Consider the following 25,002-nt stretch of genomic DNA (forward strand, 5'->3'; position numbering starts at 1 on the left):
TCCGTTTGGCGCGCACATGCGGAGGAACCGCGGGATGCTGAGGGGGAGCGCTGCCCGTGACCTGACGAACAGTGGTGGTGAGCGCCATGGCTGGGCTGGAGGAGAACGGTCCGGAACCGACCACGTCGTGCGCCGATCCCCAAGGAGACCCGTTCCTGCACACGCGGTTCGCGATACCGACACGTCCCGCGACGTTCCTGCGCCGGGAGCGGCTGGTCAGGCACCTCGACCAGGCTCTGCGGACACCGCTGACCATGATCAGCGGGGCCGCGGGCGCGGGCAAGACCATGCTGGCCGCCGACTGGGCCGCGCGCGAGGACAGGTCCGTGGCCTGGCTCACCAACGACGCCACGGCCCAGGGATGCGGCATGTTCTGGGCGTACTTCCTCCAGGCCCTGAGCGCCTCCGGTGTGCCCCCGCCCGCCGAGGTCGGCTCCCCGGCTGAGGCGAGCCGCGTGGACCAGACGCTGCTGACGCGCCTCGCCGCGGGCCTGAGCGACCGGGACCGGCCAGTGATCGTGGTGCTCGACGAGTACGACCGTGTCACGGCGCCGGAGATCGCGGAGCAGCTGCAGTTCGTCCTGCACCACGCGGGCCGGGGCATGCGCCTGATCCTCGTCACCCGCACCGAACCCCTGCTGCCACTGCACCGCTACCGGGCCGTCGGCGACATGACCGAGATCAGGGCCGCGGAGCTGGCCTTCACCCCCGAGGAGGCGGCCGCGCTGCTGGAACTGCACGGGCTGCGCGTTCCGGTGTCCGCCGCGCGGGCCCTCGTGGAGCGCACCCGGGGATGGGCCGCCGGACTGCGGCTGTGCGCCCTGGCCGCTCAGGAGAGCCCGGATCCGGAGACGTATCTGAAGGAGTTCGAGGTCGATCGCACCACGGTGGCCGACTTCCTGCTGGCGGAGGTGCTCAAGCGGCAGACCCCCGAGGCGCAGGACCTCCTGCTGCGGGTCAGCGTTCTCGATCGCTTCGGGCCCGAGCTGGCGAACGCGCTGACCGGGCGCACCGATGCCGAGTCCATCCTGGACGGACTGCACCGTGAGAACGCGTTCGTCGAGTACCTCGGGCACGCCCGGTACCGACTCCACCCCCTGTTCGGGGAGATCCTCCATGCCCATCTGCGGATGCGCTCTCCGGGCCTGGAGCCCGAACTCCACAGACGGGCCGCGACATGGCTGCGGGACTCCGGATCCCTCGCGGAGACGCTCGGCCACGGTGCCGCCGCGGGCGACTGGGAGTTCACCGCCGGTGCCCTCGTCGACGACCTCGCCATCGGTCAGCTCTTCACCGGTCTCCGCTCGGACCATCTGGCCGAGCTGTTCTCGGGGATGGGCCCCGAAGCCACGAGCCCGGCCACGGATCTCGTCCGCGCGGCCCGTGAGCTGGCACGGAGCGATCTCGACCATGGCCTGGCCCACCTGCGGCACGCCGAACAGAGCCTGGCGGGGGAGGAGCGGACGCCGGCGGGGGACGGCCCACCCGGCCTCGCTGCGGCCCGGCTGAGCTGCGCGCTGCTGGAGACCCTGGCCGCCCGGCTGACCGGTTCTCCCGCAAGGGCGGAGACGGCGGCGGAGAGGGCCGGGGAACTCCAGCAGGAGGTGCCCGCCCAGCTCCTCGACGCGCACCCCGAACTCGCCGCCCTGCTGTCGACCCATCTCGGCTCGACGCGGCTGTGGGCCGGGCGCTTCGAGGACGCACATGACGCCCTGAACACGGCGGTCGCCTGCTCCGGGGGAGCCTCGACGGCGCTTCCGCGCGAGGAGTCCCTCGGTCATCTGGCCCTGATCGACTATCTGAACGGCTGGCCCGGCCGGGCGGAACGCAAGGCCCTGGCGGCGATCACCGAGACCGAGCGGTTCAGCCTGAGGGAGGAGTCCGGCTCAGGGATCGAGCTGCTCGTCCTGGCAGCCGTCGCCGTCGACCGCAACGAACTCGACCAGGCCCAGGCCCTTCTCGACGCGGCGGCCGACTCCCAACACGCGATGCGGGACCCGGTGACGCGGGCGGGGCGGGCCCTCGCCACCTCGCGGCTGCTCCTGGCCCGCGGCGAAACGCACGCGGCGCTCGAAGCGGCGGAACCGGCCGTCCCCGCCGGTGTGGTCTCACCCTGGTCGGAGGCGCACAAGGCACTGGTGACCTCGGCCGCACACCTGGCGGAGGGCCGGCCGGGGACTGCCGCCGACCTGCTGCAAGGGGTGCCCGGCGACCAGCCGGCGTGTGTCGTGGGAGCCGCGCGGGCCCAGCTCGCCGCGGGCCGGGCCGTCGAGGCGCTCGGGCTGCTCGACCAGGTGCGCCCCGAGGGCCGTATCGGCCCCGCGGTGACCGTCCGGGCCTCGCTGGTGCGGGCCCGGGCCGCGGACCTCGCGGGGGACTCCGCCACCGTGCGCAGACTCGTCGCCCATGCCCTCCACGAGGCTCGGCGCGAGCGGCTGCGGCGCCCCTTCCTCGAAGCCGGGCCGTGGATCCGGCCCCTACTGGGCACGGTGCCGCTGCGCGGGCTGGCCGCGGGCTGGCTCACCCCCGGACCGCCGCCGTGCGACGCGCCGCGGGCCCGCCCTGGAGACCAGCCGCCGGCACCGGTCGTGGAGGAGTTGAGCGGACGCGAGCACGACGTACTGGAACGGCTCGCCCAGATGATGTCGACGGAGGAGATCGCCGCCGATCTGTATGTGTCGGTGAACACGGTCAAGACCCACCTCAAGAGCGTCTACCGGAAGCTGGCGGTGAACCGGCGCCACGACGCGGTGCACCGCGCACGCGAGCTGCGGCTGCTCTGAGCCCGTGGCTGCGTCTTCGTGGCCTGCCCGGCCGGGGGCTTCGGCGAGGTGTCCGGCTCGCCCGTGCGGGGTGAGGCGCGGGGCGGCTTCCTCGGGTGCGATGGGGGTGGCGGCAGGACATCGGCCGGCCGCTGCCCGGTGGACTCCGCCGGGGCTCGGGCCGACTGGGCGAGGTGGGCACCTTGAGGCACTGGCGGGCGCTGATGGTCCTGGGCACGGCCCAGTTCCTGATGGTCCTGGACACCTCCGTCATGAACGTGTCCATCAGCCAGCTGGTGGAGGACTTCGACACCGAGGTCACCGCGATCCAGGCCGTCATCACGCTGTACGCACTGGTCATGGCCGCTTTCATGATCATAGGAGGCCGGCTCGGAGACATCTTCGGACGCCGTCGCCTGTTCCTGTTCGGGCTCGTCGTCTACGCCACGGGATCGGCCCTGACCGCCGTGGCCCCGAACCTGTGGGTTCTCGCGCTGGGCTGGTCGGTCATCGAAGGACTCGGCGCCGCGCTGGTGCTGCCCGCCATGGCGGCCCTCGTGGCCGAGGCCTACCGCGGGCGGGACAGGGCCGTCGCGTACGGCGTCATCGGCGGACTCGCCGGAGCCGGAATCGCGGTCGGCCCGCTGCTGGGCGGCTGGGTGACGACGTACCTCACCTGGCGGCTGGTGTTCGCCGGTGAGGTCGTGGTCGTGCTGATCGTGCTCTGCTTCCACCGGGCGATCACGGAAGAACCCAGAACCGGTCCGAGCCCCCGCCTGGACGGGGTCGGGGCCGCACTTTCGGCGACCGGGCTCGCGCTCGGCGTCCTGGGCGTCCTGCAGAGCGGCTCGTGGGGATGGGTGCAGCCCCGCAACCCGCCCTTCACCGTGCTCGGCTTCGCGCCGACGCTGTTCGTCATCGCCGCGGGAGTCGCCGTGCTTGCCTTCTTCCATCACTGGGAGAGGCGGCGGGAGACCCGCGGTGACGAACCCCTCGTACACCTGACCCTGCTGCGCAAGCCCCCGCTGCGCTCCGGCCTGATGGCCCTGTTGAGCCAGAACCTCATCCTGCTGGGGCTGTTCTTCACCATCCCGCTGTACCTGCAGGTGGTTCAGGGGTTCAACGCCTTCCAGACAGGGCTGCGGCTGCTCCCGGTGTCCGTCACCATGCTCGCCGCCTCCATGATCGCCTCCCGGCTGGGGCGGGCGGCCGGACCGCGCCGGGTGGTCCGGCTGGCCCTGCTGACCCTCACCGGCGCCATCGTGTGGCTGCTGGCCACCATCGACCCGGTCATCGACGACGCGCAGTTCGCCGGAGCCATGGCCGTCCTCGGAGTGGGCATGGGTCTGCTCGCCTCGCAGCTGGGCAACGTCGTCCAGTCCAGCGTGGGCGAGGAGGAACGCAGCGAGGCCGGCGGACTGCAGTTCACCGCCCAGAACCTCGGCTCCGCGCTGGGCACCGCGCTCATCGGATCGCTGCTCATCGGCGCACTGGCCCACGCCTTCACCAAGCAGGTGGACGAGAATCCGCAGCTCTCGCAGGAGGCCCGCAAGCAGACCGGTGTCGCCCTCGAAGCAGGGATCACGTTCGTGCCCACCGACCAGGTGCGTTCGGCGGCCGAACGCGCCGGGTTCCCGCCCTCCGAGGTCGACGCCGTCGCCGACTCGTACGCGTCGGCGCAGCTCGACGGCCTGAAGGCCGCGATCCTCGCCACCGGTGGCGTCACGCTCGCGAGCTTCCTGGTCACGACTCATCTGCCGACCCGGCCGTCCGGCCGTCCGAGGCAGCCCGAGACCGGCCCGCCCGCCGCCGACGCGACCGGCACGACCCGCTGACTTCCAGGGAGGTCGCGATGCCCGAGGCCGCACACGTCACGGCCCGAGCGCGCAGCGCCGAGCGCCGGGCGCGCGCCGACTACACAGGTGGCGTCTACGGATCCATGCTCGCCGCCTCGGTGATCGTCGGTGCCGGCTCCCTGGGCGAGTTCCCCCGTCTGGAACTGGTGTTGCTGCTCTTGCTCACCGGCGTGGCGTTCTGGATCGCGCATGTGCACGCCCAGTTGTTCGGGGCCCGTCTGGCGGAGCTCGGTCTCGACCGCCGGACCGTGCTGGGTGCGTGCCGTGACGAGTGGCCGATCGTCAAGGCCGCCGTCCCTCCTGCCGCCGCCCTCGCCGTCAGCCCCCTCCTGGGCCTCGACCTGTCGGGCTCCCTCTGGCTGGCCCTCGCGGTCGCCGTGGCGGGCCAGGTGGGCTGGTCGGCGGCCGCGGCACGACGGGCCGGCGCGTCCTGGCGCCTGGTGATCGCCACCGCCTCGGTGAACCTGCTGCTCGGACTGCTGATCATCGCGTTCAAGCTCTACCTGACGCATTGACGGCATTGACGCATTGCCGGCGTTGACGCGGGAAGCCGAGCCCCGGCGGGCATCGACGCAGGTGAAGCGCGTGCCGCGTGGCGTATCACCTCTACGGGGTGAGGCCGGACGGTCCGCCGAGGCGGAGGATCGCAGCGTAAGGCCGCAGCCCGCCTGTCCCAGGCCACCCGCGGGAGAGCAGCTCATGCGCTACGAGATCCGCGTCGACGGACACATGTCGGAGACGCTGACGAGTGCCTTTCCGGAGCTGGATCACGTGATGATGTCCGGACACACTGTCCTGTACGGCGCCGTCATCGACGAGGCACACCTGTACGGGCTGCTGGCCCGCTGCCGGTCGCTGGGGCTGCGGGTCCTGGAGATGCGCCAGCTGCCGGAGTGACACGGCGTTCTGCCGCGTACGACGATCGGCACGAACCAGCCGCGTACGGCGATCCCACGAGCAGCGGTTCACGAGCAGCGGTCCATGAGCGGCGGTCACAGGCTTTCCGCCCGGATCCTGCCGGACGCGACAGCGGCGCCGAGCGCCTCGAAGTCCCGCTCGTTCTGGTCGGCGTAGGCCTGGGCGAACTCGGCGAGCGCACGGTCGAAACGGTCGCTCCCGCCCAGGTAGGCGGCGATGGCCACCGGATCGCCCGAGCGGGCGTGGGCCCGCGCCAGACAGGCCCCGCACAACCGCGCGAACAGCCGGAGCATGCCGGGGTCCATGGTGTCCGGCCGCGCGATGCCCTTCCAGTCCTTGAGCTGGCGCACGTAGAAGTCGCGCTCGCGTCCGTCGAGGCCCACGACATGGGTCCAGCCCAGGAAGATGTCACTGGTCGTCTGGATCAGCCGCTGTCCGGCCACCACCCGGCGGCCCTGGTTGTCGTAGCGGTCGCCGCCGGTGTGGGCGGCGAGGACCGACTCCTGCGCCTCCTTGGCCTGCAGCAGCAGCGGGTCGGAGTCGTCCCTGCCGAGGAGGAGCACGATCCAGCAGCGCGTACCGACGCTCCCGACGCCCACCACCTTCCGGGCCATGTCGGCCAGGTGGTAGTGGCGCAGCAGGTGCCGGCGCTCGGACGACAGGGTCCGCTTGTACCCGTCCAGGACGATCTGGAGCTCCTTCTCCTCGTCGCCCTCGGAGGAGTCCGGCAGCAGGTCCCGGAACGGGGTGATCAGCGGCGGGTCCGGTGCGATCCGCCGGCCCTCGGCCGTGATCCGGGTGAGTTTCGCGAAGGCCTGGAGCTGGGTGCGCGTACGGGCTCGCGTCGTCGCCTCGGCGGTACGACGCCTGGTCTCCTTGTCCATCGACGAGGCCTGCAGTTCCCGTAGCCGGTCGGCGTCGTCCTGGGCGTACCAGATGTCCAGGGTGCCCATGCCGGCGAAGGTCCGCATCCGCTGCCGGTAGGCCCGCACACAGGCCCGTACCGCGCCGTTCTGTTCCTTGACCGAGAAACCGTTGGCCCGGCCGGCGATCGCGAAGCTGGCCGCCAGTCGCTTCACGTCCCATTCGAACGGTCCGGCGAGGGTCTCGTCGAAGTCGTTGATGTCGAAGACGAGATGACGCTCGGGCGAGGCCAGCAGCCGGAAGTTGAGCAGATGGGCGTCCCCGCAGAGCTGGGCCGTCAGGCCGGTGTTGGCGGCGGGTCCGAGGTCAGCCGCCATGATCGACGCCGCACCCCGGTAGAAGCGGAACGGGGATTCGAGCATGCGGCCGTAGCGGATGGGCACCAACTCGGGCAGCCGAGTGGCCGATTGACGCTCTATCACCTCGATGGGGTCGGGCCGTTCCCTCCCCGCCTCGAACCAGCCGTGGCACGAACGCGAGGCGCGCGTACGCGCGTCCCTTCCGTACGCGGCCCGCTCGGACGGTGTCAGGGACGCTGTGAATGCGCTCGGTACGGCCATGACTCACACCTCCTGTGCGCTGTTCTCGTGCCGAGGAGTCCTACTCCGGCGGTGGCTCCCGGCCCTGCCTCCGCAGACCCGCCCGGACCGCACCCGCGAGCACCCGGGCGGCGATGCCCACGAGCATCAGTCCGCCGACCATCTGAAGCATCGTCACCACACGTCCCGTCTGGGACCGGGCCACGATGTCGCCGAACCCGACGGTGGTGAACGTGGTCAGGGTGAAGTACAGCGCGTCGGTCCTGGTCAGCGGCTCGCTGAAGGAGCCCGGGGAGGAACGCTCCATCAGGTAGTACACGCCGGCGAACAGCACCAGATACATCGCCAGCGTGGCGGCCAGTGCCTCGACGGCCTTCAGACGGGGAGAGGGCGAGCGCACGATGGCCCGCACCTCCCACAGGAAGACCAGGACGACCACCAGCAGGCCGCAGGTGAGCAGCGCCGCTGTGCGAGCCGTGCCGCGCCCGTCCAGGGGCAGCAGGTAGTACGCGGTGACGAGACCCGCCGCGAGGCCCACGGCCCGCGCGACGGACACGGCCGTCTCCCGCCGCCCCGGACCCGGTCGTCTCCGGTACGCAGCCCGCTCGGACCGGGCGGACTCCGTCGGGGCGGCCTCGGGATCGCTCCGGCCGGCCGCTCGATCATTCATCTCGTGTCTCTTCGTCCCACGCGCCGCACGCCGGCGCGTGTCCTCCGGACCTCACCTCACCGCTCCGGCGGCCCCCACGGATCACCCGCCGGGGGTGACCCGGTGACCGGCGGCGGGAGGGAGGCTGGCCCTGCGATCCCCGTGCGCCGCCTCGTCGGCGGTCCGGGAGCGACCCTCTCGATCGTGCGAGGAGGAGCCATGACCGTGTCGCGTGATCCGGCACCGCACTCCGGACCGGCAGACATGCCCGACGGCTCGGACCGTGTGTCCGACGGACCGGCCCACATGCCCTACGGGGCAGCCTCCGTCCCCGCCGCCGACCCCGCGGCGGTGCTGGCGAAACTCGGGCGCTCCTGGACGTGGGTCCTGGGCTCCGCGATCGCCACGCTGGTGCCGGGCATCCTGATCCTGGTCTGGCCGGACGGGACCCTGCACGTGGTGGCGGTCCTCATCGGCCTGTATCTGCTCGTCACCGGGGCGTTCCGGTTCGTCGAGACCTTCGCCCGGGAGGACCACGGCGAACGGCTGCCCGGGCTGCTCCTCGCCGTGCTGTACGTCCTCGGCGGAGTGCTGTGCCTCAGGAACCCGCTGCAGACCATCGCCGCGCTCTCACTGATCGTCGGGATCGTCTGGGTGGTGTCCGGCATCCTCACCCTCTACACGGCCCTCGCCGCCCGGGACCTGCCCCACCGGGGCTTCGTCCTCGGCATCGCGGTGATCGGCATCGTGGCGGGGATCGTGGTCCTGGCCCTACCCTCCGAGTCCGCTCGCGCACTGACCCGGCTGCTCGGACTGTGGCTCGTCCTGCTCGGCCTGGCCGAGGTGGCCCTCGCCCTCGCCTGGCGCGCCGCACTCCGCAGGGCCGGCATCACGGGGCCGCACGACCCCGCCCGGACCACCTGAGCCCCCGCCCGGTCCGTCCGAGACCCGCTCGACGCGGCTGCGGACCGTTCGCGTACGTCCCGGGGCACCGTGCCCCGACGGATGGTGCGGCCCGCCGCCGAGAACGGCACGCCTCACCGAGGAGGAGCCATGGCCTCGGACAAGACCACCGGACCGTCCAGTTCCGGCGAACCGCCCCGCTCGGGCACGCACGCGGAGTCCGGTCACACCCTGACCGCCGAGGAACGCGCGGAGTACGAGCGGCTGCGCCGGGCAGCGGGCGCGCGCCACCGGCGCCTGCGCCGTGTCGTCGCCCCGGTGTTCCTGGTGCTCGCCCTCCTGCTCGCGCCGCTGGCCGTCGTCGCGGCCTGGGTCCACGACACCGTCACCGACACCGACCGGTACGTACAGACCGTCGCGCCGCTGGCGTCGGATCCGTCGATCCAGAAGGTCGCGACCGACCGGCTGACCAATCGTGTCGTGGCGAACGTGGACGTCGAGGCGGTGACGGCCGCGCTCACCAAGGCCCTCGCGGACACCGGAGCGTCACCCAGGGTGGTGGACGCGTCCGAGACCCTCACCGGACCGCTGCGCTCCGCGGTCCGGACCGTCGTGCACCGCAACGTCGACCGCGTGATCACCAGCGACGCCTTCCAGGAGGCCTGGGAGGGGTCCAACCGACGGGCCCACGCCGCGGTGCTGAACATGCTCACCGGAGAGCGGGAAGGCGCGCTCCGCGCCACGGGCGACACCGTCGAACTGGACATCGGGTCCGTGGTCGACCAGGTGCGGCAGCGCCTCGTCGACCAGGGCTTCGAGAAGGCCGCCGCCATCCCGGACTCCGACCGCACCGTCACGCTGTTCGAGACCGAACAACTGGGCAAGGCGCAGGACGGCATGCGACTGCTCGACATCGTCGGCGCATGGCTGCCCGTGCTGACCGTCGCCCTCGCCGCGCTCGCCGTGTGGACCGCTCCCGGACACCGGGTGATGCTGCTGGTCACGGCCCTCGGCATCGGCGTGATGATGGTGCTCCTGCTCGTCGTTGTGGCCGTCCTGCGGCGGGCCTACCTGGACGGGGTCCCACCGGCGGCGCTGCCCCCCGACGCCGCCGCGGCGATCTTCGACACCTTCGTCCGCTTCCTGCGCGACAGCACGCGCACGCTCCTCGTCGTGGCCCTGGTCACGGCTCTGAGCGCCTATCTGTACGGACCCGGGCGGGCGGCACGCGGCGTGCGGCGCCTGGCCCGGCGCGGCGCCACGGCCGCCGGGCAGGCGCTGAACCGCGCCGGGCTGCGCACCGGCAGCGTGGGACGCCGGCTGGCCGAGCACCGGTCGTGGGCGACCGGCATCACGATCGGGGCAGGGGTCCTGGCACTCGTGCTCTGGAACCACCCCACGGTCGGTGCCGTGGCACTCGTCCTTGCCGTGGTCCTGGTGGTGACGGCCCTCGTGGCGGTGCTCGCCGCAGCCTCCGCACCCGCTCCGGCCACCGACGAACCGGGACACGCGGTCCCGTGAGACGTGCCGGGCACCGCGTCCCGTCGGCCCTTTCCCTCACCCGCCTCGGGTGAGGACGCCCGGGCCTTGTCGTGTGCAGGCTGGAGGCGACAGACAACGGCCGGCGGTCGAACGCCGGGGACGGAGGAGAGACATGAGTGGGCCTACGTACCTCGCGTACGACTATCCCCTGCTGAGCGTCTTCTGGTCCATGCTGGTGTTCTTCCTGTGGATCATGTGGTTCGTCCTGCTCTTCCGGATCGTCGTCGACATCTTCCGCGACGACAGGATGAGCGGTTGGGCCAAGGCCGGCTGGCTGGTGTTCACCATCGTCCTGCCCTTCCTGGGTGTCTTCGTCTACGTGATCGCCCGTGGCAAGAACATGGGCCGTCGGGAGGCCGCGCAGGCGCGCGCACAGCAGGAGGCCTTCGCGAGCTACGTCCGGGAGACCGCCAAGAGCGGCGACGACAGGCCCAGCAGCGTCGACGAACTGGCCAAGCTGTCCGAGATCCGCGGCCGCGGCGACATCACGGACGAGGAGTTCCGCAGGGCGAAGGATCTGGTCCTGAGCGGCCACGGCCCGTCGGAACGGGCGGGCAGCACCGCCTCCGGCAGCTGACGGCACTCGCACTGGTCGGGGGACCCGCACGAGACTGAAACGAGGCAGCACGATGACCGCCACACACACCACGCACCACCCGCAGACGGCCAACCGGCCGTGGGCCGAGGGCCTGACGGTTTTCGCAGCCGTCATGCTCATGATCGCAGGCGTGCTCGACATCTTCCGGGGCATCATGGGGATCGCCGAGGACGACGTCTTCGTGACGACACGCGACTACGTCTTCGCGTACGACCTCACCGGCTGGGGCTGGATCCACCTCATCCTGGGCGCCGTCGCCGTGATCGTCAGCCTCGGACTCTTCCAAGCGTCGTTGTGGGCGCGCGTCGCCGGCGTCACCATCGCCGGGTTCATCATCATCGCCAACTTCCTGTCCCTGCCGTACTCCCCGGTCTGGTCGATCGTGATGATCGCCTTCTCCGGGTTCATCATCTGGGCGCTGTGCGTGGTCCGGAAGGACGACTCCGGCGAGTTCGGGCGCTCTTGAGTCCGGTGAGTCCGTGAGGGTCCAAAGCGTCATGAGCAGGCTCATATAGGCTGCATGCTCTGTCCGTTGCAGCCCGTACCACCTTCCCCAGGAGAGTCTCTCAGTGACCGTGGAGATCGCTCAGCCCGCACCGGCCGTCCAGTCCGCCGACGAGACAACCGGAGAGGCCTCGTCCGCGGACGAGGCCTTCTGGGAGGAGCCCGGAGCGTCGGACCACGGGGATGCGGCCGGCTCCGGGCTCGACATCGTGGCTCAGGGCACGTCGAGCGAAGTGGTGGCGCCGAGCGCGTCGAGCGAAGTGGTGGCGCCGAGCGCGTCGAACGACATCGCGCAGGACGCCCGTGACTTCGGGGCGTACGTCCGGGCCGGCGGCTGGTCCTTCGCACTGAAGGTCGCCCGCAGCGTGCGGCCCGGCGGGGAGGCCGCGGGGGAGACGCCGAAGATCTCCGCGAAGGACTTCGCCGAACTGGCCGGATGCTCGCCGGAGCGGGTCATGCGCTACTACAAGGCGTGGGACAAGGCGGCCGACGACGGTCTCGTCCCCTACTTCGAGGCGCTGGCCCCGGGCCAGGACGTGGAGCTGCCGGACTCCGACGTGTGGCACTCGTACTACGTCTCCCGTTCCAGCGCCTCCTCCGACCGCGGCACCGCGATCGCCGCGGCGGCCGAGGCCGAGGGCATCCGGCCGACCAAGGCCCTGGAGGTCGCCGAGAACCCCACCGCGCTGCGCGCCGCGATCCTCGCCGACCCCTCCACCGCCCAGGCGGCCCGGGCCGCGCTCCTGGACCGTGTCAAGGAAGACCCGGCCCTGCAGACCGAGTTGGCGCGCGACATCGCCCGTACCGACGATCTGAAGAAGGCGGTCGCCACCGAGACGCAGGCGGCCAGCCGCATCGGCTATGTCCGCCAGATCGTCGAGAACGGCCAGGTCAAGACCCCCGCCGGGCAGACGATCGACGCTCCTGCCGAACTCCGAGCCGAGGCCGAGCGCCACCTGTCCCTCATCGACGAACTCGACGAGGGCGAGGACACCGGCGAGTGGGCCACCGACGCCTACGACACGGTGAAGGACCTCGTCGCCCAGACCGTCCAGGCCAACCCCGAACTCCGCCTCCAGGAGCGCCGGACGAAGTTCTACAGCAGCCTGCAGAAGGCGACGAAGGTCTTCGAGGAGCTGACCTTCGACGACGTGGACGACCTCGACACCATCTACGAGGACGACATGCTCCAGCGACTGGAGGAACTCCAGGAGGCCGTCGGCACGTGCATCACGGCCCTGCGGAAGGCGGCGCCCACCAGCTGAGCGAGCGTCTCGCGACGGACATGCGGCCTCGGTGGCCGCCCCGACAAAGGGGCGGCCACCGAGGCCGCCTTCGTGCCGCAGGTGTGACCGTGCGGCCCGCGCTGTTCACCGACTCGGTCGAACGAGCCGTTCCTCCGGGATCACGGCCACGCCGAGGATCTCGATCATCGCCTCGGGCTGCCACAGGGCGGTGCAGCCGATACCCGCCATCGCCGGGTACACGGGCCCGGCGAGTTCGCGCCAGACCCTGCCGATCTCCTTGCCGTGTGCCTGGTAGTCGGGGATGTCGGTGAGGTAGATCGTCACGCTGACCAGGTCCTCCGGCAGGCCGCCCACCTCCCGGAGCGTCGTCAGGACGTTGCCGAACGCCTGGCGGAACTGCTCGACGATGCCCCCAGGAACGATCTTCATGTCGGCGTCCAGGGCCGTCTGCCCGCCGAGGTGCAGTGTGTTCCCCGCCAGGGTTCCGTGGGAGTAGCCACTGGGCGTCGGCAGGGCAGCCGGGTTCACGGGGATGTGCTTCATGCGGCCTCCGGTTCCAGGTCGGTCGCGGTCCGATCCGACGATCCGTACAGTGGCATGTATTGACAGTAAATGACGGTCGTGAAAAAAACGAGATAGCGCGAACGTGACTGAAGTCGTCCGAACCGAAGTCGTTTGAGCCGTCACGACTGAAACGGAGCCCCCTCCATGGAGCCCGACCTCAGCAAATACCGCCTTGAGGGCGACAACGCGATGTACCGGCTGCCCAGTGGGCTCGTCGCGCCCGTGGTGACCCGCGCCGGCTCCGAGAGCGCGAACACCGCCGACTCCGGCGGGGCCGTTCGGGTCTCGGGCGTCAGCGCCCAGCACACCCCGGCCCGGCGGCTCTGGTTCGGCAAGGTCAGCAACGAACCCGGCTACCGCTCGGTCACCCACCACCACGGCGAGGCGGAGACGGGCGGATACGTCCTGTCGGGGCGGGCCCGCATCTACTTCGGCGAGAAGTTCGAGGACTACGTCGACATGGGGGAGGGCGACTGGGTCTTCGTTCCGCCGTTCATGCCGCACATCGAGTGCAACCTGTCGCGCAACAAGCCGCTGACGTGGATGACCACCCGGACGCCGGAGAACATCGTCGTCAACCTGCCCGACATCGCGGACGCAGACCTGCGGGATTGGCTGGACCGATGACGAACGGGACACCATCCACCTCGGAGATCTTCACCGCCGCCGTCGCCCTGACACCGGCCGAGCCCGAGCACTTCGATCTCGCCTTCACCGCCGTCACCCAGCCCTGTCCATGGCCCAAGGCGTACGGCGGAGACCTTGTCGCCCAGGCCGCCGCCGCGGCCATGCGGTCGGTGACCGACGGCAAGTCCATGCACTCCATGCACAGTTACTTCCTGCGCCCGGCCGACATCGGGGCGAGCGTGCGCTACGAGGTGGAGGTGCTGCGCGACGGCCGCGGCTACAGCACCCGGCAGGTACGCGGCTACCAGAACGGCAAGACCCTCTACGTCTGCCTCGCCAACTTCGCCGCGGGGGAGCCCGGCCAGACCTTCGAGGCCGAACTCCCGGAGTTCGCCGAGGACTTGCCCGACCCGGAGGAACTGCCCAGCTCGGCGGCGTATCTGGCCGGGCTGAGCGGCGGTTCCATGACCGAGGAGTCGAAGGCCTACTGGTCCGGCGGCCGCGGCTTCGACATGCGCCACGTGCCCGGCCCGGTCTACCTCACCGTCGAGGGCAAGCAGGTCCCCCAACAGGCCGTGTGGCTCAAGCCGTTCGACCCGCTCAGGTCCGTCGAGGGGCTCACCGACGCCCAGCGGGACCTGGCCGCGCTGGCGTATGTCTGCGACTACACGATCCTGGAACCCGTTCTGCGCGTACTCGACCTGCCCTGGGCCAAACCCGGGCTCGTCACCGCCAGCCTCGACCACGCCATGTGGTTCCACCGCCCCGAACCCGTCGGCGACTGGCTTCTCTACCTCCAGGAAGCCGGCGCCGCCGACGCGGGCCGCGGTCTCGGCTCGGGTCGCTTCTTCACCCGCGACCACCGGCACCTGGCCACCGTCGTCCAGGAGGGCATGATCCGCCCCACCTGACCCGCCGCCTCCACCGGTGGGCTCCCGGAAGGACTCCCGTGTTGACTCCTCCGTCGTCTTCCCCGATATCCGCGCACCTGGACACCTTCACGCGCGATCACCTGCCTCCCGCGCACCTGCTGCCGACGATCGAGTTCAGCACACCTGAGCTGCGGTACCCGGACCGGCTCAACGCCGCCGCCGAACTCATCGACATCCCCGTTTCGACGTTCGGAGCCGACCGTCCGGCGCTGCGCACACCGGCCGGAGAGACCTGGTCCTACGGCGAGTTGCGGACCCGGGCCAACCAGGTCGCCCAGGTGCTCACCGAGGACCTGGGACTGGTCCCCGGACAGCGGGTACTGCTGCGGTCACCCAACAACCCCTGGGCAGTGGCGAGTTGGCTCGGCGTACTCAAGGCCGGGGGAGTGGTCGTCACCGTCATGGCCGCGCTGCGCGCCCGCGAGATCGCCCCGATCGTCGAGCGCACGCGCCCCTCCGTCGCGCTGGTGGACCAGCGGTTCGCCGAAGACGTGCACGCCGTCCGGGACGCCGGACCGTCGGCGCTGACGGTCGTGGAGTTCGGCGGCGACGGACCGGACGATCTCGTGGCCCTGGCCGGCGCCAAGTCCGGCGAGTTCACCACCGTGGACACCGCCGCCGACGACGTGGCACTCCTCGCGCCGACGTCCGGCAGCACAGGCGTCCCGAAGATCACCATGCACTTCCACCGCGACATCCTGTCCATCGACAACACCTTCGGCCGCCACGTGCTGCGCCTGCTCCCCGACGACCTGGTCGCCTGCAGCGCCCCCTTCGCCTTCACCTTCGGCCTCGGCATGCTCGTCGTCTTCCCACTGCGGGCCGGTGCCTGCGCACTGCTGACAGAGGTCGCCACGCCGCTCCAACTCGCCGAGTACGTCGATGAGTTGGGCGTCACCGTGCTCGCGACAGCCCCCACGGCGTACCAGGCGATCCTGCGGGAGGGGCAGGAACAGCGGCTCGCCGGGCTGCGCGTCGGGGTGTCCGCCGGTGAACACATACCCCAGGCCGTCTGGGAGCAGCTGAGGGACCGGCTCGGACTGCGGATCGTCGACGGAATAGGCGCCACCGAACTGCTGCACATCTTCCTCTCCGCCGCCGGTGACGACATCAGGCCCGGCGCCACCGGGAAGCCGGTGCCGGGCTACCGCGCCACCATCCTCGGCCTCGACGGCTCGGAGCTCGGCCCCGGCGAGCCGGGGCGGCTCGGCGTCATCGGCCCGGTCGGCTGCCGTTACCTCGACGACGAACGTCAGAAGGACTACACCGTGGACGGCTGGAACGTCACCGGCGACGTCTTCCACCGGGACGAGGACGGCTACTTCCACTACCACGCCCGCGGCGACAGCATGATCGTCTCCTCGGGCTACAACATCGGCGGGCCCGAGGTCGAGGCCGCCGTGGACACCCACCCCGATGTGCTGGAGTCCGCCGTGGTCGGGAAGTCCGATGCTCAACGCGGCTTCGTCGTCTGCGCGTTCGTCGTGCTCCGCGAGGGTGTGCAGGGCGATGCGGCCAAGGCCAGGGAGATCCAGGACCACGTCAAACAGGTCATCGCTCCCTACAAGTACCCGCGTGACGTGCGGTTCTGCGACGCGCTGCCCCGCAACGCCAGCGGCAAGCTGCAGCGGTTCGCACTCCGCAGGATCGTCGAGGACGAGCAGGCCGCCACGGCCGCCGTCGAGCAGTGAGAGGAACTCCCGTGAAGATCGCGATCGTTGGCGGTGGCCCCGGCGGCCTCTACTTCGCAGCTCTCATGAAGCAGCTCGACCCGGCCCACGAGATCACCGTCTGGGAGCGCAACGCCCCCGACGACACGTTCGGCTTCGGTGTCGTCTTCTCCGACGAGACGCTCGGCGGCATCGAGAACGCCGACCCGGAGTTCGCCGACGCCATGGCGCGGCGGTTCGCCCGCTGGACCGACATCGACATCCACTACCGGGGCCGCAGCCACACCGTCGGCGGTCAGGGCTTCGCCGCGATGAGCCGCAAGGACCTGCTCCGGCTTCTGCAGGAACGTTGCCGCAGGCTCGGTGTCTCCGTGCGCTACTCGACGCTCGCCCCTCCGGTGGACGACCTGAGTGCCTCGTACGACCTGGTGGTGGGGGCCGACGGTCTCAACTCCCAGGTCCGGGCTGCCCGCGCGGACGTCTTCCGCCCCTCGCTGGACCGGCGGCACAACAGATACATGTGGCTCGGCACGGACCGGGTCTTCGAGGCCTTCCAGTTCTTCGTCAGGCAGACGGAGTGGGGGACCATGCAGGTCCACGGTTACCCCTACTCCGAGTCGGGCTCCACCTTCATCGTCGAGATGCACGAGGACGTCTGGCGGCGGGCCGGCTTCGACGACACCGAGGAGACCGAGTTCCCGCCGGGCGCCTCCGACGAGCGGGCCGTGGAGCGCGTCCGCGGACTCTTCGCCGAGGAACTCGCCGGCCACCGGGTGTTCGCCAACAACTCGAAGTGGCTGGCCTTCACCACCGTACGCAACGAGCGCTGGCATCACGGCAACCTCGTCCTCGTCGGTGACGCCGCCCACACCGCGCACTTCTCGATCGGGTCGGGCACCAAGCTGGCCATGGAGGACTCCCTCGCCCTCGCCGCCTGTCTGCACGAACACCCGGACATCGAGAGGGCGTTGACGGCGTACGAGGCGGAGCGGCGACCCGTCGTCGAGTCCACGCAGCGGGCCGCGCAGGCCTCGCTGGAGTGGTTCGAGAACATCGGCATGTACGTCCACCAGGAGCCGACCCAGTTCTGCTTCAACCTGCTGACCCGCTCGCGCCGCATCACCTACGACAACCTCCGCACCCGCGACCAGGAGTTCGCCGACCGCGTCGACGCCGCCTTCGCCAAGTCACAGGGCCTGGACGAGATCACGCCGGCGATGTTCCAGCCGTTCCGGCTCGGGGAGCTGGAGCTGAAGAACCGGGTGATCGTGTCCCCGATGGACATGTACTCGGCCGTCGACGGCGTGCCCGGCGACTTCCATCTCGTCCACCTCGGCTCCAAGGCCATGGGCGGGGCCGGACTGGTGATGACGGAGATGGTCTGCGTCTCTCCCGACGCCCGCATCACCCCCGGCTGCACGGGGCTGTGGACCGAGGAACAGCGTGACTCCTGGGCGCGGATCGTGTCCTTCGTCCACGACCGCAGCACCGCCCGCATCGGCCTCCAGCTCGGCCACTCGGGCCGCAAGGGCTCCACCCGGCTGATGTGGGAGGGCATGGACGATCCGCTGCCGGACGGCAACTGGGAGACCGTCGGACCGTCACCACTGTCGTACGGCCCCGGGTCGGCCGTGCCGCGCGAGGTCACCCGCGCCGACATGGACCGGATCACCGCCGACTTCGTCGCGGCTGCGCGCCGTGGCGCCGGGGCGGGCTTCGACCTGCTCGAACTGCACTGCGCGCACGGCTACTTGCTGTCCTCCTTCCTCTCCCCGGTCGCCAACCACCGCACCGACGAGTACGGCGGTTCGCTGCAGAACCGGCTCCGGTTCCCCCTGGAGGTGTTCGACGCGGTCCGGGCCGTCTGGCCGGCCGAGCGGCCGATGATCGTGCGCATCTCCGCGACCGACTGGGTGCCGGACGGCAACACCGAGCACGACGCCGTCGGTATCGCCCGTGCCTTCGTCGCCCATGGCGCGGACGCCATCGACGTCTCCTCGGGACAGGTCACCAGGGACGAGGCCCCCGCGTACGGCCGCTCGTACCAGACGCCGTTCGCGGACCGGATCCGCCACGAGGTCACCGCCGCGACCGGCACCGCGGTCATCGCGGTCGGCGCGATCGCCTCCTACGACGACGTGAACTCGATCCTCCTGGCAGGCCGCGCCGACCTGTGCGCCCTCGGCCGCACCCACCTCTACGACCCGCACTGGACGCTGCACGCGGCGGCCGAGCAGGAGTACCGGGGCGCCGCGACCCAGTGGCCGGTCCAGTACGGGGCCGGCAGCCGCAAGCCGCCCACATCGCGCACCGACGCCGTACGCCCCCGCCTCTCGCTGCTGCGCGCCGACGACCCCGCCGGCCAGAACGTCCACCTGCGCTGGACCCCGCCCCGCGAGCCGGCGACGGTCACCTGAGCCGACGGGAGGGCACCTCTCCCAACCCATGCAGTGAGCCGTGCGGCGCAGCCGATGAGCGCGCCGCACGGCTCTCGTGCGTCAGGTCCGTGGGCCCGGGTTTCGGCGGGGGCGTTGCTCCGGACAGCGGAACGTCCCCCTCCTGCCGCACTGCGCCCTCGAAGATCACACGTTAATTTGGCCATGTTTTCACCGGATCATGCCTTTCGTCCTGCCCTCCTCGGCAGAGACGGAAGAGGCCCTGCGCCCGCGCGGGGACGAAGGGTGGACGATGGCCAAGACCTTGAACGACACGCTCGTCCCGGCCGAGCGGCACGGACCGACGCGGACCGCCCGCATCGGTCCACGCGCCGGAGGCCTGGCCTGGCCGGCAGCGGTGGCGGCCGCCTTCACGCTGGCCCAACTGGTGCTCGTACGCCCGGGGATGGGCCTCGGCTGGGACGAATCGGTGTACGTCAGTCAGGTCAGCGGCCACACCCCTGCGGCGTTCTTCAGTGCCCCGCGCGCCCGCGGTGTCCCGTTGCTGGTCGCGCCGATCGCCTCGTGGTCGTCGTCCACGGAGCTGCTGCGGGTCTATCTGGCCCTGCTGTCAGGGCTCGGCCTCTTCCTGGCGCTGCGTGCCTGGCGCGGACTCTTCCCCGCCCGGGTGCTCGGCGCCGGCGGTGCCCTGTTCGCGACGCTGTGGGTGACCTTGTTCTACGGTCCTCAGGCCATGCCCAACTACTGGGTCGCGATCGGTGCCCTGGCAGGTGTCGGCTACTTCCTGCGTGCCCAGGCCGATCCCGGCGACCGGGCGGCCCTGTGGGGCGTGGGCGCGAGCGCGGCGCTGATGGCGTGGATGCGGCCGACCGACGCCGTCTGGGTCACGCTTCCCCTGTTCGCCGTGTTGGTGTGCCTTCCTCGCTGGAGACGGCCGCGGCTGCCGGCGGCGCTGCTCGTGGGACTGGCGACCGGGGCGGCGGAGTGGGTCGTCGAGGCGTACGTGGGTTTCGGCGGCCTGAGTGAGCGGCTCGCCGACGCCTCCGGGATCCAGGGCGGCCTCGGCTGGAACATCGCCGTCCTGGACCAGCTGCGCACCCTGGGCGGACGCAGCCTGTGCCGCCCGTGCGCCGGATCGATTCCGGCCACACCGATGATCCTTTGGTGGTTCGTCCTGCCGCTGCTCGCCGCCGTCGGGCTGGCGGTCGCGGTCAGGGCCCGGCGTACCGCGGGCACCCTCCTGCCCCTGGTCTGTGCCACGACGGCGGGCATCCCGTATCTGTTCATGATCGGATACGCCGCACCGCGCTTCCTGCTCCCCTTCTACGCGCTGCTGGTCATTCCGGTCGCCGACGCGCTCGTGCACCTCGTCACCGCGTCGATCCGCAAACGGCGACCGGTGGCCGCGACCCTGGTGGCGCTCGGTCTCGCCGGGCACCTGGCGGTCCAGTACACGGTGCTGGACCATGCCGTGGACCGCACCACGGCCTCGCACCGCGACTGGGCCCGCACGGCGGCCGAGCTGCACCGGCTCGGCGTACGGCCGCCCTGTCTGCTGACCGGGCACCTGGCCATCCCGATCGCCTTCTACGCGGGCTGCCGCTCCGTCCAGACCCAGGGGCACAACGCCAACACCACTCCGGTGGACATCGTCGGGGCCGCGGAGCGGCTGCCGGTCGCCGCCCTCACGACGTCGAAGGGGCAGCCGCCCGAATTCGCCCGGACCTGGGAACGGCACCGCGTCGCCGGACTGCGCCTCCACGTCGCGCCCGCCGCGCGCTGAGCCCGCCGCGCACGGTCTCCGGCCGGACTGTGACGTACTTGTGCGGCCTCCTGTCCGGTCAGGTCCGATCAGGAGATATCTTGATGTCGAGCAATGTTGCAGACGTGGAGCGGAGCACCCGGTGACTGACTCGACCATCATCTATACGCACACTGACGAGGCCCCGGCCCTGGCGACCTATTCGTTCTTGCCGGTGGTCCAGGCGTACGCGTCGCAGGCCGGTGTCACTGTGGAAACCCGTGACATCTCGCTGGCCGGACGCATCATCGCCCTCTTCCCCGAGTTCCTTGAGGAGGGCCAGCGCATCGCCGACGCCCTCTCCGAGCTCGGTGACCAGGCCAAGACGCCCGAGGCCAACATCATCAAGCTGCCGAACGTCTCGGCGTCGATCCCGCAGCTGAAGGCCGCGGTCGCCGAGCTTCAGGCGCAGGGCTACGCGCTGCCCGCCTACCCGGACGACCCGAAGACCGACGAGGAGCGCGACATCCGCGCCCGCTACGACAAGGTCAAGGGCAGCGCCGTGAACCCGGTGCTGCGCGAGGGCAACTCCGACCGCCGCGCCCCCGCGTCGGTCAAGAACTACGCCAAGGCCCACCCGCACCGCATGGGCGCCTGGACCTCCGAGTCGAAGACCAACGTCGCGACCATGGGTGTCGACGACTTCCGGTCCACCGAGAAGTCCGCGGTGATCTCCGAGGCCGGCTCCCTGCGCATCGAGCTGGTCGGCGACGACGGCTCCACCACGGTCCTGCGCGAGTCCGTACCCGTCCTGGCGGGCGAGGTCGTCGACGCGTCCGTCATGCACGTCGCCGCGCTGCGCGAGTTCCTCACGGCGCAGATCGCCCGCGCCAAGGCCGACGACGTGCTGTTCTCCGTGCACCTCAAGGCCACGATGATGAAGGTCTCCGACCCGATCGTCTTCGGCCACGTGGTGCGCGCCTTCTTCCCGAAGACGTTCGCGAAGTACGGCGAGACGCTCGCCGCCGCCGGTCTGACCCCGAACGACGGTCTGGGCGGTATCTACAAGGGCCTGGAGTCCCTGCCCGAGGGTGACGAGATCAAGGCGTCCTTCGACGCCGAGCTCGCCGACGGCCCCGCGCTCGCCATGGTCGACTCCGACAAGGGCATCACCAACCTGCACGTCCCGTCCGACGTCATCGTCGACGCCTCCATGCCGGCGATGATCCGCACCTCCGGCCACATGTGGGGCCCGGACGGCGGGGAGGCCGACACTCTCGCGGTCCTCCCGGACAGCAGCTACTCCGGTGTCTATCAGGTCGTCATCGACGACTGCCGCGCCAACGGCGCCTTCGACCCGTCGACGATGGGCTCGGTCCCGAACGTCGGTCTGATGGCGCAGAAGGCCGAGGAGTACGGCAGCCACGACAAGACCTTCGAGGTCCCGACCACCGGCACGGTCCGCCTCGTCGACCAGGCCGGGAACGTCGTCCTGCAGCAGACCGTCTCCGCCGGCGACATCTTCCGCGCCTGCCAGACCAAGGACGACCCGATCAGGGACTGGGTCAAGCTCGCCGTCACCCGCGCCCGCGCGACCGGCGACCCGGCCGTGTTCTGGCTGGACGAGAGCCGCGCCCACGACGCGGTGCTCATCGAGAAGGTGAAGCAGTACCTGCCGGAGCACGACACCGAGGGCCTGGACATCCGGATCCTGGCCCCGGTCGAGGCGACCAAGCTCTCCGTGGAGCGCATCCGCCGCGGCGAGAACACCATCTCGGTCACCGGCAACGTCCTGCGTGACTACCTGACCGACCTGTTCCCGATCCTGGAGCTGGGCACCAGCGCCAAGATGCTCTCGGTCGTCCCGCTGATGAACGGCGGCGGCCTCTTCGAGACGGGCGCCGGCGGCTCCGCGCCGAAGCACGTGCAGCAGCTGGTCAAGGAGAACTACCTGCGCTGGGACAGCCTGGGCGAGTTCCTCGCGCTGGCCTCCAGCTTCGAGCACCTCGCGCAGACCACGGACAACGCGCGTGCCCAGGTCCTCGCGGACACGCTCGACCGCGCGACCGCCACGTTCCTGGAGAACGACAAGTCGCCGAGCCGTCGCCTCGGTGGCATCGACAACCGCGGCAGCCACTTCTACCTCGCCCTCTACTGGGCGCAGGAGCTGGCCAGGCAGACCGACGACGCGGCGCTCGCCAAGGCGTTCGCCCCGCTCGCCGAGACGCTGACCGCGCAGGAGCAGACGATCGTCGACGAACTGATCGCGGTGCAGGGTTCGCCGGCCGACATCGGCGGCTACTACCAGCCCGACCCGGCCAAGGCCGCGGCCGTGATGCGGCCGTCTGCGACGCTGAACGCGGCGCTCGCCACGTTGGCCTGAGCCGTAGCGCTCCGCTGGTGGCCCGTTGTCGTCTGCGGGTGCGTCGTGGCGGGTCGCGCAGTTCCCCGCGCCTCTAAAAAAGGGGCGCGGGGCCTGGACCGCAGATGGGCAGGTCGAAGATGACGGACTCCTCCGGCAGAGGATCAGGCAGCCGGCAGCTTCAGGTGGAGACGCACGGGCTCGACGTGATCGGTGATGCCGAGCGCAAGGGCACGCCCCGGACCCTGTTCTGGCCCTGGTTCGGCGCCAATGTGTCCATTCTGGGGCTGAGTTACGGGTCCTTCGCGCTCGGGTTCGGGATCTCGTTCTGGCAGGCGCTGGCCGCCGGGGTGATCGGGATCGTCTTCTCGTTCCTGCTCTGCGGGTTCGTCGCGGTGGCGGGCAAGCGCGGCTCCGCGCCGACGATGGTGCTCAGCCGGGCGGCCTACGGCGTACGGGGCAACCGGCTGCCGTCGGTCGTGTCCTGGATGCTCACCGTCGGCTGGGAGACCGTGCTCACGGCCCTGGCGACGATGGCCACCGCGACCGTCCTGGACCGGCTCGGCTGGGGCGGCGGTACCGCGACCAAGGTGGTCGCCCTGATCGTCGTCGGGGCGCTGGTCGTGGTCGGCGGAGTGATGGGCTTCGACCTGATCATGCGGCTGCAGACGGTGATCACGGTCGTCACCGGCGTCCTGACCGTTGTCTACATCGCACTCGTCGCCGACCACATCCACTGGTCGGCCGTCAGCGCCGTACCCGCCGGCTCCGCCCAGGAGTTCATCGGCGCGCTGGTCTTCATGATGACCGGCTTCGGACTCGGCTGGGTCAACGCCTCCGCGGACTACTCGCGCTACCTGCCGCGCGACTCCTCCGGCCGGGGCGTGGTCGGCTGGACCGCCTTCGGAGCCTCGGTGGCACCTCTGCTCCTGCTGGTCTTCGGCCTGCTGCTCGCCGGATCGTCCACCACGCTCAACACGGCCATCGCGGCCGACCCGATCGGCGCGCTGACCACGATCCTGCCCACCTGGTTCCTTATCCCCTTCGCCGCCGTGGCCGTACTCGGTCTCGTGGGCGGCGCGGTCCTCGACATCTACTCCTCCGGACTCGCCCTGCTCGCGGCGGGGCTGAGGGTGCCGCGCTATCTGGCGGCCCTGCTGGACGGCGTCCTGATGATCGCGGGCTCGATCTACATCGTCTTCCTCACGGACGACTTCCTGGGCCAGTTCATCGGCTTCCTCACCACACTCGGTGTGCCCGTCGCCGCCTGGTGCGGCGTGATGCTCGCCGACCTCGCGCTGCGGCGCCGCGACTACGACGAGGCGGACCTGTTCCGCACCCGAGGCCGCTACGGCGACGTCGAACCGCTCCCGCTGCTACTGACCCTCGCGGCCACCGCGATCGGCTGGGGCCTCGTCACCAACACTGCCGCCGGCTGGCTGGAGTGGCAGGGCTATCTGCTCGGTCCCCTGGGGCTCGGCGGCAAGGACGGCTCCTGGGCCTACGCCAACCTCGGCGTACTCGCCGCGCTCGCCCTCGGCTTCCTCGGCACCCTCGCACTCGGCCGCGGCCGGGTCCGTACGCAGGAGGCGCGGCCCCCGAGCCGACCGCTGGACGTGGAGGTGCCGGGCGCATGAGCCGACCGGGACCCGAAGGCCTGCTGGCCGTCATCGACATGCAGCGCGTCTTCGCCGAGCCGGACAGCCCCTGGGCCGCGCCCCGCTTCACCGAGGCAGCGGACGGGGTACGACGCCTGCTGCCGGCCTTCGCGGAACACGTCACCTTCACCCGGTTCCTGGCACCCGAGAAGCCCGCGGGCGCCTGGCGGGCGTACTACGAGCGGTGGCCCTTCGCGCTGCGGCCGCCACACGACCGTCTCTGGGAGCTGGTGGACGAACTGGCGCCCCACGCCCGGCACTTGGTGGACGCCCCGACCTTCGGAAAATGGACTCCGGAACTCGCCGAGCGGGTCGGTCCCGAGGGCCGTCTGGTGCTCGCAGGAGTCAGTACGGACTGCTGTGTGCTCTCCACCGCGCTGGCCGCCGCCGACGCCGGAGCCGAGGTGTGGGTGGCGGCCGACGCCTGCGCGGGCGCGGACGACGCATCGCACGTCAAGGCCCTGCAGATCATGGACCTGTACCGGCCGCTGATCCGGGTCGTCACCGTGGCCGAGGTGCTCGACCGGGTCGCGTGAGCACCTGGGCACCGGTCGCGCGGGCAGCTGAGCACCGCAGGCCCCATCAGCACCACCCCAGGCCCCGTCGGGCG

At 71.0% G+C, this 25,002-nt stretch carries 20 protein-coding genes; 17 read left to right on the forward strand and 3 right to left on the reverse strand.

The features are described 5' to 3' along the window. The first annotated feature begins 86 nt into the window (after positions 1-86). From OG718_RS46365 to OG718_RS46380, 4 genes are all read left to right on the forward strand, one after another. A complete protein-coding gene (locus OG718_RS46365; RefSeq protein WP_328846988.1) occupies positions 87-2,783 on the forward strand; it encodes a LuxR C-terminal-related transcriptional regulator in 2,697 nt (898 codons plus the stop codon). Between the two features lie 182 nt (positions 2,784-2,965). Continuing rightward, complete coding sequence (locus tag OG718_RS46370; RefSeq protein ID WP_328846989.1) at positions 2,966-4,597, forward strand: MFS transporter; 1,632 nt, start codon at positions 2,966-2,968, stop codon at positions 4,595-4,597. Between the two features lie 17 nt (positions 4,598-4,614). Continuing rightward, positions 4,615-5,133, forward strand: coding sequence for a hypothetical protein (locus OG718_RS46375; protein ID WP_143633450.1), 519 nt, complete (start codon positions 4,615-4,617; stop codon positions 5,131-5,133). Between the two features lie 184 nt (positions 5,134-5,317). Continuing rightward, the gene (locus OG718_RS46380; RefSeq protein WP_143633452.1) at positions 5,318-5,515 is read left to right on the forward strand and encodes a hypothetical protein; all 198 of its coding nucleotides are present in this window, start codon (positions 5,318-5,320) and stop codon (positions 5,513-5,515) included. 95 nt (positions 5,516-5,610) lie between these two features. Here the strand turns inward: OG718_RS46380 and OG718_RS46385 are convergent, their stop codons facing one another. Beyond that, positions 5,611-7,020, reverse strand: coding sequence for a DUF2252 domain-containing protein (locus tag OG718_RS46385; protein ID WP_328846990.1), 1,410 nt, complete (start codon positions 7,018-7,020; stop codon positions 5,611-5,613). Between the two features lie 40 nt (positions 7,021-7,060). Further along, positions 7,061-7,669 carry a potassium channel family protein gene (locus tag OG718_RS46390; RefSeq protein WP_143633455.1) on the reverse strand — a complete coding sequence of 203 codons (609 nt, stop codon included), beginning with the start codon at positions 7,667-7,669 and terminating at the stop codon, positions 7,061-7,063. A 198-nt stretch (positions 7,670-7,867) separates the two neighbouring features. Here OG718_RS46390 and OG718_RS46395 point away from each other — a divergent pair, with 198 nt between their 5' ends. The 5 genes from OG718_RS46395 (at position 7,868) to OG718_RS46415 (ending at position 12,460) form a co-directional block, all read left to right on the forward strand. After that, on the forward strand, positions 7,868-8,572 hold the full coding sequence (locus OG718_RS46395; RefSeq protein ID WP_328846991.1) for an HdeD family acid-resistance protein: 705 nt from the start codon (positions 7,868-7,870) through the stop codon (positions 8,570-8,572). A 129-nt stretch (positions 8,573-8,701) separates the two neighbouring features. Continuing rightward, on the forward strand, positions 8,702-10,072 hold the full coding sequence (locus OG718_RS46400) for a hypothetical protein (protein WP_328846992.1): 1,371 nt from the start codon (positions 8,702-8,704) through the stop codon (positions 10,070-10,072). Between the two features lie 133 nt (positions 10,073-10,205). Beyond that, positions 10,206-10,670 (forward strand): SHOCT domain-containing protein, encoded by a 465-nt coding sequence (locus OG718_RS46405; RefSeq protein ID WP_328846993.1) that lies wholly within the window; start codon positions 10,206-10,208, stop codon positions 10,668-10,670. Between the two features lie 52 nt (positions 10,671-10,722). Next, positions 10,723-11,157, forward strand: coding sequence for a DUF7144 family membrane protein (locus OG718_RS46410; RefSeq protein WP_143633461.1), 435 nt, complete (start codon positions 10,723-10,725; stop codon positions 11,155-11,157). Between the two features lie 274 nt (positions 11,158-11,431). Then, the gene (locus OG718_RS46415; RefSeq protein WP_443055380.1) at positions 11,432-12,460 is read left to right on the forward strand and encodes a hypothetical protein; all 1,029 of its coding nucleotides are present in this window, start codon (positions 11,432-11,434) and stop codon (positions 12,458-12,460) included. Between the two features lie 105 nt (positions 12,461-12,565). Here the strand turns inward: OG718_RS46415 and OG718_RS46420 are convergent, their stop codons facing one another. After that, complete coding sequence (locus OG718_RS46420; RefSeq protein WP_143633464.1) at positions 12,566-12,985, reverse strand: RidA family protein; 420 nt, start codon at positions 12,983-12,985, stop codon at positions 12,566-12,568. Positions 12,986-13,150: 165 nt separating this feature from the next. On the opposite strand from OG718_RS46420, the gene OG718_RS46425 reads away from it, so the two are divergent. The 8 genes from OG718_RS46425 to OG718_RS46460 all read left to right on the forward strand — a co-directional run bounded on the left by OG718_RS46425 (position 13,151) and on the right by OG718_RS46460 (position 24,928). After that, a complete protein-coding gene (locus tag OG718_RS46425; protein WP_143633466.1) occupies positions 13,151-13,633 on the forward strand; it encodes a cupin domain-containing protein in 483 nt (160 codons plus the stop codon). Further along, a complete protein-coding gene (locus OG718_RS46430; protein ID WP_143633467.1) occupies positions 13,630-14,544 on the forward strand; it encodes an acyl-CoA thioesterase in 915 nt (304 codons plus the stop codon). The genes OG718_RS46425 and OG718_RS46430 overlap by 4 nt, the downstream gene beginning before the upstream one ends. 38 nt (positions 14,545-14,582) lie before the next feature. Next, positions 14,583-16,256 carry an AMP-binding protein gene (locus OG718_RS46435; protein WP_328846995.1) on the forward strand — a complete coding sequence of 558 codons (1,674 nt, stop codon included), beginning with the start codon at positions 14,583-14,585 and terminating at the stop codon, positions 16,254-16,256. Positions 16,257-16,267: 11 nt separating this feature from the next. Beyond that, entirely contained in the window at positions 16,268-18,652 is a 2,385-nt protein-coding gene (locus OG718_RS46440; protein WP_328846996.1) for a bifunctional salicylyl-CoA 5-hydroxylase/oxidoreductase, read from the forward strand. A gap of 271 nt (positions 18,653-18,923) precedes the next feature. Beyond that, positions 18,924-20,414, forward strand: a complete 1,491-nt coding sequence (locus OG718_RS46445; protein WP_443055278.1) for a hypothetical protein — start codon at positions 18,924-18,926, stop codon at positions 20,412-20,414. Positions 20,415-20,535: 121 nt separating this feature from the next. Next, positions 20,536-22,755: an NADP-dependent isocitrate dehydrogenase gene (locus OG718_RS46450; RefSeq protein WP_143633471.1), complete on the forward strand. Its 2,220-nt coding sequence runs from the start codon at positions 20,536-20,538 to the stop codon at positions 22,753-22,755. Between the two features lie 119 nt (positions 22,756-22,874). Beyond that, positions 22,875-24,371, forward strand: a complete 1,497-nt coding sequence (locus tag OG718_RS46455; protein ID WP_328847954.1) for a purine-cytosine permease family protein — start codon at positions 22,875-22,877, stop codon at positions 24,369-24,371. Then, positions 24,368-24,928 (forward strand): cysteine hydrolase family protein, encoded by a 561-nt coding sequence (locus tag OG718_RS46460; protein ID WP_143633473.1) that lies wholly within the window; start codon positions 24,368-24,370, stop codon positions 24,926-24,928. The genes OG718_RS46455 and OG718_RS46460 overlap by 4 nt, the downstream gene beginning before the upstream one ends. Positions 24,929-25,002: the final 74 nt, after the last annotated feature.

This window comes from Streptomyces sp. NBC_00258, from assembly GCF_036182465.1.
Lineage (GTDB): Bacteria > Actinomycetota > Actinomycetes > Streptomycetales > Streptomycetaceae > Streptomyces.